Source organism: Flavobacterium sp., from assembly GCF_021151785.1.
Classification (GTDB): domain Bacteria; phylum Bacteroidota; class Bacteroidia; order Flavobacteriales; family Flavobacteriaceae; genus Flavobacterium.
Map to the genome: position 1 here is coordinate 1 of NZ_JAGKWP010000065.1, position 14,614 is coordinate 14,614.

At 31.8% G+C, this 14,614-nt stretch carries 14 protein-coding genes; all 14 read right to left on the bottom strand.

Features of this window, described 5'->3' with window-relative positions:
* Positions 1 to 708: hypothetical protein (locus QZ824_RS07820; RefSeq protein ID WP_291275465.1), on the bottom strand; the 708-nt coding region annotated here is incomplete at its 3' end.
* A 5-nt stretch (positions 709 to 713) separates the two neighbouring features.
* Positions 714 to 2,684, bottom strand: a complete 1,971-nt coding sequence (locus QZ824_RS07825) for a peptidylprolyl isomerase (RefSeq protein ID WP_291275466.1) — start codon at positions 2,682 to 2,684, stop codon at positions 714 to 716.
* A gap of 188 nt (positions 2,685 to 2,872) precedes the next feature.
* Complete coding sequence (locus tag QZ824_RS07830) at positions 2,873 to 3,751, bottom strand: tetrahydrofolate dehydrogenase/cyclohydrolase catalytic domain-containing protein (RefSeq protein WP_291275467.1); 879 nt, start codon at positions 3,749 to 3,751, stop codon at positions 2,873 to 2,875.
* Between the two features lie 80 nt (positions 3,752 to 3,831).
* Complete coding sequence (gene ffh / locus QZ824_RS07835; RefSeq protein WP_291275468.1) at positions 3,832 to 5,169, bottom strand: signal recognition particle protein; 1,338 nt, start codon at positions 5,167 to 5,169, stop codon at positions 3,832 to 3,834.
* Positions 5,170 to 5,287: 118 nt separating this feature from the next.
* A complete protein-coding gene (locus tag QZ824_RS07840; protein ID WP_291275469.1) occupies positions 5,288 to 5,479 on the bottom strand; it encodes a hypothetical protein in 192 nt (63 codons plus the stop codon).
* A 73-nt stretch (positions 5,480 to 5,552) separates the two neighbouring features.
* Entirely contained in the window at positions 5,553 to 6,017 is a 465-nt protein-coding gene (locus QZ824_RS07845) for a hypothetical protein (RefSeq protein WP_291275470.1), read from the bottom strand.
* 49 nt (positions 6,018 to 6,066) lie between these two features.
* Positions 6,067 to 6,252 carry a DUF2892 domain-containing protein gene (locus QZ824_RS07850; protein ID WP_291275471.1) on the bottom strand — a complete coding sequence of 62 codons (186 nt, stop codon included), beginning with the start codon at positions 6,250 to 6,252 and terminating at the stop codon, positions 6,067 to 6,069.
* Positions 6,253 to 6,263: 11 nt separating this feature from the next.
* The gene (locus QZ824_RS07855) at positions 6,264 to 6,572 is read right to left on the bottom strand and encodes a hypothetical protein (RefSeq protein WP_014389111.1); all 309 of its coding nucleotides are present in this window, start codon (positions 6,570 to 6,572) and stop codon (positions 6,264 to 6,266) included.
* Positions 6,573 to 6,624: 52 nt separating this feature from the next.
* Complete coding sequence (locus tag QZ824_RS07860; protein ID WP_291275472.1) at positions 6,625 to 9,819, bottom strand: efflux RND transporter permease subunit; 3,195 nt, start codon at positions 9,817 to 9,819, stop codon at positions 6,625 to 6,627.
* A 50-nt stretch (positions 9,820 to 9,869) separates the two neighbouring features.
* Positions 9,870 to 10,958 carry an efflux RND transporter periplasmic adaptor subunit gene (locus tag QZ824_RS07865; RefSeq protein ID WP_291275473.1) on the bottom strand — a complete coding sequence of 363 codons (1,089 nt, stop codon included), beginning with the start codon at positions 10,956 to 10,958 and terminating at the stop codon, positions 9,870 to 9,872.
* Between the two features lie 12 nt (positions 10,959 to 10,970).
* Positions 10,971 to 12,278 carry a TolC family protein gene (locus tag QZ824_RS07870; protein WP_291275474.1) on the bottom strand — a complete coding sequence of 436 codons (1,308 nt, stop codon included), beginning with the start codon at positions 12,276 to 12,278 and terminating at the stop codon, positions 10,971 to 10,973.
* 123 nt (positions 12,279 to 12,401) lie between these two features.
* A complete protein-coding gene (locus QZ824_RS07875; RefSeq protein WP_291275475.1) occupies positions 12,402 to 12,620 on the bottom strand; it encodes a hypothetical protein in 219 nt (72 codons plus the stop codon).
* An 11-nt stretch (positions 12,621 to 12,631) separates the two neighbouring features.
* Positions 12,632 to 14,236, bottom strand: a complete 1,605-nt coding sequence (locus QZ824_RS07880; RefSeq protein WP_291275476.1) for a hypothetical protein — start codon at positions 14,234 to 14,236, stop codon at positions 12,632 to 12,634.
* Between the two features lie 64 nt (positions 14,237 to 14,300).
* Positions 14,301 to 14,614, bottom strand: a 314-nt coding sequence (locus QZ824_RS07885) for a hypothetical protein (protein WP_291275477.1), incomplete at its 5' end; no start/stop codon positions are given.

Sequence of the window (14,614 nt, forward strand, 5' to 3'; positions counted from 1 at the left end):
ATTATTTTTTTCTACTACATCTTTTATTTTAACAAGCCATATTAGATTATTATCGGTAAATTGATAAGCCATTCTAGGTGAAATGAATTTTTGTTTATTCTCTTGATTAATGAATGGTAGCTTTTCATATACTTGATTAACATCAACCCAAATACTATCATTCAGGGCATAATTTTTAAACTGAACAGCCATTTTTTGTAATTCAGCTTGATCTTTTTTAGAAAAATTAAGTAACTTATTATTAATAATTCCCAGTTTAGTATTACCCTTAATTAAATTTATATACCTCAATTTTATTAAAGGTTCACTAGCTTTAAAATTATTTTTATTTTTTTCATAGTATCTTTTAATTTCATCATCAGAAATCAAAGTATCTACTTTTGTCATTACTAAATCTTCCAAATATGATTTAGAATACAAATCTATTTTATATTGGTTTATCAGCTCCTCTAACTCTTGTTGTTTTGTTTTGTTGATATTTTTTTCTGCTCTGTTTACTAGTAATTGTTGCATGGCCCATCTATTGATATAATCCTTTACAATTGCAACACTATCATTTTTGGAAGACCCCGAAGGAACAAGATTTTCCAAATCTGACTCATATAAATAAACATCATTTACTCTAGCAATAGCGTCAGTATTATCTTGCTGAGAGGTTTTTGAGCATCCCATAAACATCAAAACAAGTATAATTAAACCTCGAGGCATAGTTACTATTTGTTCAGTTCGGTTTTTACTTTTTCAAACACTAAATTATTCACTTGAATAGTAAACTCTTTTTTCAAATTATCTACCCAAGTAGATTCTAAAAATTGTTGATAATCATTAATTACTTTGCTTTTACACTCAGCCAAGGTTTTATTTTCAACTGGTTTAATTTTATTTACCCTAACTAGGAAAAAATAACCTCCATCTTTAGTTACTGGATTTATCCCTTCTTGTAAAACAGGTGTTTTTTTCAACACATCAAAATCTTCTTCAAATAAACCAGATTTAACCATAATAGCCACTTTTCCTTCTTTATTTAACTTCTCCTTGATGAAATCTAACGATTTACCTTTTGTTAAATATTTTTTTGCTTCAGCAATCATTTTCTCATCCGTTGAAGATAAAATATCAACATCATAACGTTTCTTCCATTTATAATTATCTTTGTGTTGAGTGTAAAAATCCTGTAATCCTAAAGTATCTGTCTTGGATTTATCCCAAATTTCTTTCTCCATTAAATCAAATAACAACAACCCGTCTCTATACTCATCCATTATATATTTGAATTCAGGAAATTCATTTTCTAAATTATCATTGTAATAAGTAATTAATTGTTCCTCTTTCCATGAGTCATACAATTCAGCAACTAACTTCTTGATTGGCTTAGTTGTTAACTTATTTTTTTGTTGCGAATGAATATAAGTAATGAATTCCGAAGTAGGAATCTTTTTTGTTTTATTTACAACAGCAATATTACCACTTACATCTTCTTTTTTAGCAGGTATTTCCCAAGTTTGACTATAAACTGCATCGTTTACTAATTTTTCTGCATTTTGATATTCTTTTTGGTTGGTTTCAAATGTATATTTTGATTTTAATTTTTTAGCTAATGAATTAGTTATAATAATTGATCGTTCATCTCTTTTAATTTTGCTCTCTAATTCATTTTTCATTTGGTCTAGAGATTGAATAGGATACTTTTCTATTAATTTAACAATATGCCATCCAAATTGAGATTGAAATGGTTTAGAAATTTCACCTGCATCTTTTAGCCCAAATGCAACTTTTTCAAATTCTTCAGAGCTCAATTGACCCGAACTAAAACGTTGTAATTGACCTCCTTTAGAAGCAGTTGATTTATCATCTGAAAATTGTGCAGCTAACGCTTCAAAATTTTCTCCTTGTTGAATCTTGGTGTAAATGTCATCAATATTTTGTTTTACCTTAGCCATAGATTCCGCTGTATTTTCTTGTGGTTTCATTAACATAATATGTGCTACTGAAACTTCTCCGCGATTATCTCTAATATCAGTTACTTTAATGATATGGTAACCAAAACGTGTTCTCACGGGATTAGAAATTTTACCAACAGGCGTTTTGTACGCTGCGGATTCAAAAGGATAAACCATCCTAAATGCCGTAAAGTATCCTAAATCACCTTTATTTTCTCTAACTGAAGGATCTTGTGATTCTTTCTGAGCCACTTCTTCAAATGATTCACCTTTTTCAATTCTTTTTTTAATTTCAAGTGCTCTATTGTAAAATGCTAATGTATCTGTTCCTTTTATGCTTTCATCCATTGACAAAAGAATGTGAGAAGCTCGAATTTCTTTAAGATTTCTCGAGTAAGCCTCTTCAATAAGCTTGGAAGTTACTTTTGAATCATTCACATAATTTTTTGACAACTGATTCCTATACGAAGATAACTCACTTTGATATTTTTGATTTTCTTGCAATCCAAGCTTATAGGCTTTATTCACCTTCAACTTATAACCTATAAATAGATCTAGGTATTGATTCAAATCCTTTTGCGAATCATCCTTTACTAAATCTAAATTCTTCTTATAAATCCTAGTAAATTCATCTGAATAATAAGGTTTATTGTCAATAGTAAAAAGAACTTCTTTTGAATTTTGAGCAAAAATTTGGGATGAAATAAAAAACAACAATCCAACAAAACTATTTTTAATTCTCATTTTAGTAGTATGATTTATTAAGTAACAAGCAAAAATATGAAATGATTATAATTAAACAACTATATATAGATATATTAACTAAAATTTAGAGTTTCTCTCAAACATTTTTAATAGCATTATTAAATTTACAGCAAAAAAATACCCCAATAGTCTAACAACTTTTGGGGTACATTTAACTTCTCTACTCTTTATCTTATCCCATTTTCTCTTGCTAACAAAGTATTTTTAAGCAACATAGCAATTGTCATTGGACCTACTCCACCAGGTACTGGTGTTATATAAGACGCTTTTTTAGATACGTTTTCAAAATCCACATCTCCAACAATTCTATAGCCTTTCTCTGTTGTGGTATCTTCTACTCTTGTGATACCTACATCAATAATGATCGCATCATCCTTAATCATTTCAGCTTTTAGAAAATTAGGCACCCCCAAAGCAGAAATAACTATATCAGCTTGTGACGTAATTTGATTGATGTTTTTAGTGTGACTATGGGTTAAAGTAACCGTTGAATTTCCAGGAAAACCTTTTCTTCCCATTAAAATACTCATAGGCCTTCCCACAATATGGCTTCGACCAATCACTACCGTGTGCTTACCCTGAGTTTGAACATTATAGCGCTCTAACAATTCTAATATTCCAAATGGTGTAGCAGGAATAAAAGTACTCATATCTAATGCCATTTTTCCAAAATTTTCAGGATGAAAACCATCGACATCCTTGGAAGGGTCTATAGCCATCAATACTTCTTGTGTGTCAATTTGTGGAGGCAAAGGCAATTGAACAATAAATCCATCGATGTCCTTATTTTGATTTAGTTCTTCAATTTTTTTTAATAACTCTTTCTCGGAAGTAGTACTTGGCATTTTGATTAAGGTAGATTCAAAACCCACTCTTTCACAAGCTTTTACTTTACTTCCAACATATGTTAAACTTGCACCATCATTACCTACAATAATAGCAGCTAAATGTGGTACCTTTTCACCTCTATCTTTCATTTTTTGGACTTCAGCCGCAATTTCATTTTTAATGTCTTCCGAAATTTTTTTACCGTCTAGTAGTTGCATTGTAATTCTATTTAGTTTAGTTGTGTATTTATTTTTAACTTATAATAAAAAAAGACGCAATTTTTCGCGTCTTTATCCTTTTAGTTCATACCTTTCATTCCTCCCATCATCTTCATAAGATTTTTTCCGGCACCGCCTTGCATCATTTTCATCATCTTTCTCATTTGGTCAAATTGTTTCATTAATTGATTCACTTCTTCCAATTTTCGACCAGAACCTTTAGCAATTCTTTGCTTTCTTTTCAAATCTATAATAGACGGTTTACTTCTCTCTTTAGGTGTCATGGATTGAATGATCGCTTCTACATGTTTAAATGCATCATCATTAATTTCTACATCTTTTAACGCTTTGCCCGCTCCTGGAATCATCCCCACTAAATCCTTCATGCTTCCCATTTTCTTTATTTGTTGAATTTGGTTTAAGAAATCATCAAATCCAAACTCATTTTTAGCAATCTTCTTCTGAAGTTTTCTAGCTTCTTCTTCATCGTATTGTGCTTGCGCTCTTTCTACTAAAGACACTACATCTCCCATTCCCAGAATACGATCTGCCATACGATCTGGATAGAAAACATCAATTGCATCCATTTTCTCTCCTGTACCAATAAATTTAATTGGTTTATTTACAACAGATTTAATAGAAATTGCTGCTCCTCCTCTTGTATCACCATCTAGTTTTGTCAACACAACTCCATCAAAATTCAAACGGTCATTAAATGCTTTTGCCGTATTCACCGCATCTTGTCCAGTCATTGAATCAACGACAAATAATGTTTCTTGTGGTTGAATTGCTGCATGCACATTTGCAATTTCATTCATCATTTCTTCATCTACTGCCAAACGACCAGCCGTATCGACAATCACCACATTAAATCCGTTTGCTTTTGCGTGTTTTATAGCATTTTGAGCAATTTCAACTGCATTTTTATTCTCAGGTTCTGAGTAAACATCAACCCCTATTTGCTCACCTACTACATGTAACTGATTAATAGCCGCAGGACGATAAATATCACAAGCTACCAATAATGGTTTTTTAGATTTTTTAGTCTTTAAAAAATTAGCTAGTTTACCTGAAAATGTCGTTTTACCAGAACCTTGAAGTCCTGACATCAAAATGATTGAAGGATTTCCGGATAAATTAACGCCACTAACTTCACCCCCCATTAATTCAGTTAATTCGTCTTTCACGATTTTAACCATTAATTGTCCTGGTTGAAGCGTTGTCAATACATTTTCCCCAATCGCTTTTTCTTTAACTTTGGTTGTAAAGTCTTTAGCAATTTTAAAATTCACGTCAGCATCTAACAATGCTCGTCTTACTTCTTTTAACGTATCAGCCACGTTAACATCTGTAATTTTTCCGTGTCCTTTTAATATATGGAATGCCTTATCTAACTTATCGGTAAGATTATCAAACATGTGTATTATAAATTTTAATGAGGTGCAAATTTAAGAAATTGATTGAGAAGTATTCAATTTATTGAAACAAAAAAAACCGTTTAATTACTTAAACGGTTTTTAAAATTATATTACTTGATTATTTTTTTGAACAACAAGATTTTTTCTCTGCAGTTGAGCAAGATTTTTTATCAGCTGCTTTCTTGTCTGAGCAACAAGATTTTTCTGTTTTAGCTGTTTTTTTCTCTTTTTCTTTTTCTTTAAAATCTACAACAGATGCTGTTGAAACCATAAATGCCATTAAAGCAACTACTGACAATACTTTTTTCATATTATTTTAATTTAAATTTGTTTTCAATTATTCAAAGATATCAAATTTACTTTCACTTTTCTATAAAATTTTCTTAATTTTTTTCAAAAGTTAAATAATCTGTACCTCCGTTCCCTCCACTAACATCAATTAATTCAATTTTTGTATCAGTTCTTGAAACAATATCCCAATCATCTGATAAATCTTGCAAAACAGTAGGTGATGAAAAAGTAATAATAAAATCTAAATCATTCAATGAATCATCATTACTATTTGAATCTGTTACAGACCAAATTCCTGAATGTGTAGCACCACCTCCAACAGCTGTTAAAACATTTCCTGAACCAAATGTAAAATTATAACCAGCATAGTTAGCCGTTTCATTTGTTCCAGAATCAACATAATTAGTGATTCGCCATGTTCCTGACATTACCGTATTAATCACTTGTGTTTGATTGGCATTCGTAGGAGTAAAATTATCATCATCATCACTACACATTGAAGCTACATTTACTACATAAATAAGTAAGAATACTGATAAAATTTTTAATCTTTTCATAATTTTTGGTTTTTTAATCGGAACGTAAAATTATAAAAAATATTGTAAATTAATCTTTTACTCCTAATTTGGTTAATATATCTTCCATTAAACACCATTTTGTAATAGACGATTGTAACAAATTTAAACCCACAAATGCAGTAAACCAATACCAATTTGGACTAACATAATGAGCCAATACTAAACTGATTAAAATAAATGACCCTGCAATAGCTCTAATAATTCTATTTTTCATATTTTAAATTGTTAATTGTTAATTTGATCTATCGTTAAAGATGCAAAATGAATTTTAGACGATACATTTTGTGATGCATTGAAAGAAGTTACCGATTGAAAAAGTAATGCCGTTTGATTTTCATTTAAAAAAACATAAAACATAATAGACGGTGTTTCATTCATTTCTGAACCAAACCAATTGGTACCCACATTCTCTTCGGATACATCTTTAAATCCAGTTACTTCTTTGTAAGTAAATGCCTTTATTTCAGTATTTTTAAACATTTTAATAATGTCCTTTTTAAATTCTGAAATTGCTGTTATAATTACTAGTTTCATAAGTTACTTTTTTATATCCTGCAAGGAAATTAATTCCTTGCAGAAGTATTTATTACTTGTTTTCCCATTTCTTTTTTTCGGTGATATAATATATCAACGGCACTACTAATAAGGTTAATAAAGTAGATACTATGGCACCAGCAACTAATGAAATCGCTAATCCTTGGAAAATTGGATCAAACAATATAATTGAGGCTCCAATTACAACAGCTCCTGTAGTCAATAAAATTGGAGTTGTTCTTACGGCACCCGCTTCAATTATGGCTTGTTTCATCGGAATCCCATCATTTAATCGTATTTCTATAAAATCGATAAGCAATACAGAATTTCGCACCATAACCCCTGCTAAAGCAATCATCCCAATAAAGGAAGTAGCTGTAAAATAAGCATCTAACATCCAGTGTCCTAAAACGATACCTACTAATGAAAGCGGAATAGCTACCATCATCACTATAGGTGTTTTAAAGTTTTGGAACCAACCAACGATTAACATGTAAATAATAATGATCACCACTAAAAATGCAGCTCCTAAATCGCGAAATACTTCAAGAGTAATTTGCCATTCCCCATCCCATTTCACAGTAAAATCACTTTCATCATCGGGTTGCCCCATATAGATTTCGTTTACTTTGTAGCCTTTAGGTAATTGCATCTTTTGCAATTTTTCTTCCATGCCCAAAATAGCATATACGGGACTTTCTAATGCTCCTGCCATATCGCCAGTTACATAAACCACACGTTTTTGATCTTTTCTATATATGGTTTTTTGTAAGGTATCTTTTTTCACTTGTACCAAATCATTAACCGGTACCACATTTCCTCTACTACCCTTAATTTTTAAATTTTTTAAATCTTCTAAAGAGGTTTTATCTTTATCATCTAAGGCCATCACAATACCAACAGGATCATTTGAGCGCTCATCGTATAGATTGGTCACCGGCATTTCTCGTAACAGATAAGTTAAATTACCCACCACTTGTTGTGGCGCAATACCATTTAACATGGCTTTTTCTTTATCTACTTCTAATTTATATTCCGTTTGTTCATCTTCTACATACCAGTCTACATCCACAATATCTGTTGTATTGTTCAGAATATCTTTAACTTGATTTGCAACTTTTATTTGCTCTTTATAATCTGGACCATACACCTCAGCTACTAATGTTGATAATACTGGTGGACCTGGTGGTACTTCAATAACTTTTACATTTGCTCCATATTTTTTGGCAATTTTTTGAATTTCGGGACGAACAATTTTTGCAATATCATGACTTTGTAAATCGCGGTCTTCTTTATGCAATAAATTCACCTGAATATCGGCCATATTACTCCCGCCACGCATATCATAATGACGTACTAATCCATTAAAAGTAATTGGTGCAGATGTTCCAATATAATTTTGATAATTTACTACTTCAGGAATAGTAGAAACATATTGTGCAATTTCTTTTGTTACTGCAGCTGTTCTTTCCAAAGTAGTTCCTTCTGGCATGTCAATTACCACTTGGAATTCATTTTTATTATCAAAAGGCAACATCTTAACTGCCACCGATTTAGTAAAGAACATAGCAACCGAGCCTAAAAGCAAGAAAATGGTAATGGCAAACATTAAATTCCTTTTAGCCGAACTCTCCAATAAAGGTTGTTCCATTTTCTTATATACTTTATAAATCCAACTGGTTTCCAATCCTTTTTCTTCTTTATGCTCTTGTTCCTCTTTTTCATGTAATAAATGATAACCTAAATAAGGCGTAACCGTTAAGGCAACAAATAAAGACAATAACATAGCAATAGAAGCCCCAATTGGCATTGGACTCATATATGGTCCCATCATTCCAGAAACAAATGCCATGGGCAATATTGCTGCAATAACTGTAAAAGTGGCTAATATTGTTGGGTTTCCAACTTCGTTTATAGCATAGATTGCGGCATCTTTAAACGGTAATTTTTTCATTTTGAAATGCCTATGCATATTCTCTGCTATAATAATACTATCATCAACAACGATTCCAACTACAAAAACCAGAGCAAATAAGGTAATACGATTTAATGTATAACCCAACATATAATAACTAAATAAGGTCAAGGCAAATGTTAATGGTACAGAAAAGAACACTACTAATCCTCCACGCCAGCCCATAGCTAACATTACTAAAACCGTTACCGCAATAATAGCTACACCTAAGTGCATTAACAATTCACTTACTTTGTGTGAAGCTGTTTCTCCATAATTTCTGGTAACTTCAACATGTACATCGTTAGAAATTAAATTTTGTTTCAATTGTTCCAATCGCGTTTCAATTTTTTCCGCAATTTTCATTGCATCCGCTCCTTTCACTTTAGCTATTGAAATTGTTACTGCTGGATATTCCGATGGATTTTTACCAAATTGTTCATTGGCTTTTCCATACCCAAAAGACACATAACTTTTAGGTGTTGAAGGTCCATCTTGAACAGAAGCTACTTGTTTTAAATAAACAGGCATGTTTTGATTAACCCCTACAACTAAATTTTCAACATCTTCTGAAGTAGAAAGAAATTGTCCGGTAGTAACTAAAAATTCTTGATCTTTTTGAACAAAACTTCCCGATTGGGCACTTCCATTGTTGGCTTGAATCATTTGCATGACACCTAAAGCATCTACACCATTTTCAGCCATTTTATCTTTATCTAATACGACTTTTACTTCTCGATTTCTTCCCCCAATTTCTTTAGTAATGGCAACATCTTTTACTTTTTCAATTTCAGAAATTACTTCTTCAGCCACTTGACGAATTTCAAAGTCATCCATTTTCTCACTCCAAAGTGTAACCCCCATCATGGGCACATCGTCAATTGAACGTGTTTTTACCATAGGTTGCATTACCCCTTGAGGAAAAATTCCTTGATGCTTCATCAACTCATCATACAATTTAACATAAGAACGTTCAATATCTTCTCCTACATAAAACTGTACGATCATCATTGCTTGACCATTCATAGCCATACTATGAACGTGCTCTACTCCTTTTATATTTGAAATTACTTTTTCTAATGGTTTGATCACTCGACTTTCCACTTCTGAAGGGCTTGCGCCGGGGTACCCTACCATTACATCCGCCATAGGGATAGCTATTTGTGGTTCTTCTTCCCTAGGAATTAAGAACGAACTATAGGATCCAATTATCATCAGTGCTACCATTAATAATATGGTAAGCTTCGAATTGATGAAAAAATTGGCTATTTTACCTGATATTCCTTTTTCCATAATTTTAATTTTTTATTAAGACAAGGTGTCGATTAAAATTAACCTATTGATTAATTGGCTAATTGAATTTTTGCTCCGTTAAACAATTTACTTTCTGCTGACACAATGTAAGCTTCATTAGCAGATAAACCCGACAAAACTTCTACTTGGTTCCCAAAAGTTTTTCCTAATCTTAACCATCTCAAGATGGCTACATTTCCGTTTCCAACTGTATACACTCCTGATAATTGACCTTGCTTTACCAAAGCCGATGTTGGAATTAATACTCTTTCAGTAGTGTTGGTTTCTACAACTTTAGTTTTTTCAATTGGAAATTGAACATTAACAAACATACCTGATAAAATAGATTTATCTTGTTGGTTTAAATTCACTTTAACTAAATATTGACCACCTGTATTTTTAGCAGACAAACTAATTTCAGATACTTTTCCTGTAACTTCTTTGTTTAACGATTTAATATTTACTTTTACTGTCATTCCTTGTTTAACATAAGCAATATCACTTTCTGAAACCATGGCAACAACTTGTAATCTTGTGGCACCTTCTACACTCACTAATGGCATACCTGGATTGGCCATATCGCCTTCTTTAACAAAAGTATTGGTTACTACTCCACTAAAAGGAGCCGTAATATTTGAATAGGAGAATTGCGCTTGAATTTCGTTACGCATTTGTTTTGCCGCTTCTAAACCAGCTTTTGCCATTTCAAAGCGTGCTGTCATGTCGTCCAATTCTTTTTGTGAGGCACTTTGTTGGGCAAATAAATTTACAAAACGATCATAATCTTTTTTTGCATTAGTATATGCTGCTTGTGCTTGGATGATAGAAGCATCTACTTGAGCTTTTTTTGCTTGCAAATCAGTACTATTTACACTTACTAATAATTGTCCTTCTCTTACATTTTGTCCTACTTTTACGTGTAGTTTAGTAACATAACCCATCATTCGGGTGCTTAAATTAGCGCTATTTTCTGCTTCAATTTTACCACTAGCATTTACAAATGGACTATTATTTGTGTCTAATTTGCCATTTATTTTTACAATAACAGGTTGTAATTCTGCCGATTTTTCTTTTTTATCACCACTACAAGAAGTGAATAGTAATGTTGATATTGCTAGTATTGATAGTATATTCTTCATATTTATATTTTTTTATTTAGTTAAAAACTGTACATAACTTTTAGTGAAATTATATTCGAAAACGGCTTGTAAGTGTTCCAATTCTTTTTGAGCCATTTGAGTTTCCGACAACAATAAATCGGTAGTTTTTTCTAAGCCTTGTTTAAATCTATTTTCTCTAATTCTAAATGCTTCTTGAGATTGCTCCAATGCCAACTTAGACAAGTTCACTTTATTTTCTGCATCTTTTAATTGACGCACGGTTTTATTTAATTCTAACTGACTTTGTTTTTTATACTGATCGGCTTCAACTTCTGCTTTTTGAAAATCTGCTTTTGCTTTCTCTGTTTTCCCAATAGTTTTATAGCCATCAAATAGGTTCCAAGACAATTGTGCTCCTAACAAATATCCTTTTGCGGCAGTAGCAAAAATGTGTTGGTCATACAATTCATAACTACCGAAAGCATTTAATCTAGGTAAAAATCCAGATTTAGATGAAAGCATCATTTTTTGATACGCTTCTGTTGATTTTTGCATCGCCTGAATATCTTTTCTATTTTCAAATAAGGAAGTTTCCAATTTCTCAATTGAAATTTGACTATCTAAATCCTCTGAAGGCTTGAACACTTTTCCATTGGTGTCTTCATTTAATAAGAAAGCCAAGTAATCTGAGGCATTTTGAACATTTGATTTGGCATATTGCAATTGATTAGAAATTTCATTCACACGAACTTGCACATTTAACAAATCAGTTTTCTGCAACATTCCGTTTTTAAAATAATTCTCTACTAATTTTAAATTCGCTTTAGCCGTACTTTCCGCTTTTTGCAAAACACCAACTGCTTTATACGCTAATTGCAATTGCATATAAGCTTTATTAATTTCTAACTCTAAATACTCTTTAGTGCGTTCTGTTTGCAATTGATAGGCTTCCATTTTTGCTTTAGCAGCTTGTCTTCCATAAAAACCATCAACATTTATTAAAGGTTGTTGAAATTCAAATTTTGTCGCAAAATTTTGTGTTTGATCTGGATTGTTTAATAAGGCCGGATTAAAATCTGCTTGCGTTAAAATTTCTTGATTCAATTTAGATCCAAACGCCATTAATGGGTTTGTAGTCACTATACCCGTATGAGAAGCTGTAATGTTTGGTAAAAAAATTGCATTCGATTGTCTGTAATCCGCTTTTGCAGCTTGTACATTTTTCTCGGCAATTTTTATTTGTAAATTTCCTTCTTTCACTTTACTTATTACATCTGCTTTAGTAATCGTCAAGGTATCTTGAGCATTTAGCGCTAATGCAAAGAGAAGAAGTGATCCTACATAATATATTTTCTTCATAATAGATAATTTTTATGAAGCAAATATAGAATCATAATAAAAAGTTTTCAGTAACATAGGTTACATCCAACGGTAACATAGGTAACAAAAAAAGAGGCTCACTCAGGAACCTCTTTATTTGCTTTACTTCTTAGAAGAACAACAAGAAGATTTTTTTTCTGATTTTGATTCGCTACAAGAAGCTTTGCTATCTTTAGTTTTATTATCTGAACAACATCCGCCTTTTTTATCAGCAGCTGAACACGATTTCTCCGTTTTTGCTTTTTTTTGTTGTTTTGGTTCTTGTGCATTTACTTGGAATGCGAATAGTGCTACTAAAGCGACATAAATTACTTTTTTCATGATTATCTATTTTATTTTTTTAGTATTTTTTTTGATACATAGTATTTTTTATCAAACACAAATGTGATGATGATTGTTTGACTTTCAGTTGCATTTTCAATGGTGAAATTTAACGTATTTGAACCTTGCTTTGAATCGACAATTTCACCATCATCTAATAATTTACCTTCTAAAGATGTAACATAATAGTCAATTGATGTAGCATACGGTAAAGTATATATTACTTGTACTTGATTACTTTTAGTTGGATTGGGAAATAGTTGAAAATCAAATGGGTTATTTCCAGCAAGAGCCGATGCGCTACTTAAACTATTTTTAATCAACTTCACTTCATAAATGGAAGCATCAGAATTAGTTAAATTAGTTTGATTGGATGAAAACGGATTTATACTTGAACTTTGAATCCCACCATAAATATGACCGATAACAAATTCATTTTCACTTATATTATTAAGTTTTAGCACTTCATTTTCATAATGAGGCAATAAATGATTTGGAATAAATTCGGCCCCAGCTCCTTTATAATCAGGCATTTCAACAGGTAAATTATATTCCAACAAGGAGCCATCAGAAAAACGAGTAACTCTACTTATAGTTTTTACAAAGGGTACCAAATTATCTTGAACTAAAACACCCGAGTTATAGTAATACTGACTCATCCCACCAAAGAACAAGCTGTGCATTCTATTTGAAGCAGCATCATACAAACCAACTTTGGCAGAATGATAATTACTCAAATATTGATTAAACTGTGTTTGAGGAATATAGCCCGAATTTTTAATATCTACAGGATACAAAAAAGGTAAGTCTTGATTTATTTGAAACACTCCGGAAGAAACAGTATACCCTAATTGACCATCGGGAAATACTTGAGGAACCAAATTATAATCGCGTCTATGTAAATTAACAGCATCCGTTACTTCTTGATAATTACTAAAACTTAATTGGGAACCCGTATTATCAATAGTAAAACTTCTTATTTGATTCGAATAGGTTTGCGTAAATGTAGGATTGTTCATTGGATTATAACGTCCGTCAAAACGATGACCTCCTACTAAATAAAAAGTGGTACCAATTTTTCCTAATTGCGCTCCAGTTAAAGCAAATACATCATTAGTAATCTGTTTAAAATAGGGCACAATAGTGGTTCCTGAAATAACCGCGTTGATCAAATTTGGTACGTTGACCGATGTCAATTTATTAAATGTAATATGATCATTTGCAGTTACTGAAAAAGCATAGCCTCCTACTATATATAAGGTATCATTATCTTGATAAAAACTCATATTGGTAGATTGCAATTGTTCCCTCAAACCAGTATCCAACACAGCAATAGAAGAAGACCAAAACTGTTGTGTTGCAACATCTATTACATATATTGAAGTATTATTATTAGCATTAGGAAAAGCATTAAATGGTTGACGAGCATGCAACCCATCTTTTCTTCCTCCTAATACCAACCATTTGCCATTGTGCTGACCAACCACATACGATTGCAATTCAGGCAAATTGGGAATAGTTATAGGTGTCAGCTGAACATCGTATTCAAACGTGGACTGACCAGCCATTAGATTTACTATAAATAGCATCCAAAGGCCTATTAATTTTGTTTTCATAAAATGGCATAGTTAAATGAACCTTAACCAATGGGATAAGGCTTAAATTGTTTGAACTAAAATTTTATGAAACTAATTTTGGAGGGTGCCAGATTGCTTGTTGATATTTAGAAATAAATATCTTTTCGTAATACGAAGTTTGTTTTTTATCACTTACTACATCTAATGAAAAAAGTATCGAAGAAAGGTCTTGTGTACCAACGAATTGAACTGGACTAAAGTTCAAACTCATTACAAATTTTCCTTTTTCACAACCATTAGAACTATTTTTATCACAAGAAGAATCCGATTCACAAGTAGTCTGTTCACAAGGTGTTCCAAATTGCATTTTTAACGCTCGCACTGAAGGTAATCCCATCAATACAAGCAAATAAAAAC

Coding starts and splice junctions, on each gene's coding strand:
- QZ824_RS07840 (WP_291275469.1), bottom strand. CDS start 5,479: ATGAAAAAAGTATTGTCAGTAGTTGCTTTAATGGCATTTATGGTTTCA.
- QZ824_RS07845 (WP_291275470.1), bottom strand. CDS start 6,017: ATGAAAAGATTAAAAATTTTATCAGTATTCTTACTTATTTATGTAGTA.
- QZ824_RS07855 (WP_014389111.1), bottom strand. CDS start 6,572: ATGAAACTAGTAATTATAACAGCAATTTCAGAATTTAAAAAGGACATT.
- QZ824_RS07880 (WP_291275476.1), bottom strand. CDS start 14,236: ATGAAAACAAAATTAATAGGCCTTTGGATGCTATTTATAGTAAATCTA.
- QZ824_RS07830 (WP_291275467.1), bottom strand. CDS start 3,751: ATGCAACTACTAGACGGTAAAAAAATTTCGGAAGACATTAAAAATGAA.
- QZ824_RS07850 (WP_291275471.1), bottom strand. CDS start 6,252: ATGAAAAATAGAATTATTAGAGCTATTGCAGGGTCATTTATTTTAATC.
- QZ824_RS07860 (WP_291275472.1), bottom strand. CDS start 9,819: ATGGAAAAAGGAATATCAGGTAAAATAGCCAATTTTTTCATCAATTCG.
- QZ824_RS07825 (WP_291275466.1), bottom strand. CDS start 2,684: ATGAGAATTAAAAATAGTTTTGTTGGATTGTTGTTTTTTATTTCATCC.
- QZ824_RS07870 (WP_291275474.1), bottom strand. CDS start 12,278: ATGAAGAAAATATATTATGTAGGATCACTTCTTCTCTTTGCATTAGCG.
- QZ824_RS07875 (WP_291275475.1), bottom strand. CDS start 12,620: ATGAAAAAAGTAATTTATGTCGCTTTAGTAGCACTATTCGCATTCCAA.
- QZ824_RS07865 (WP_291275473.1), bottom strand. CDS start 10,958: ATGAAGAATATACTATCAATACTAGCAATATCAACATTACTATTCACT.
- ffh (WP_291275468.1), bottom strand. CDS start 5,169: ATGTTTGATAATCTTACCGATAAGTTAGATAAGGCATTCCATATATTA.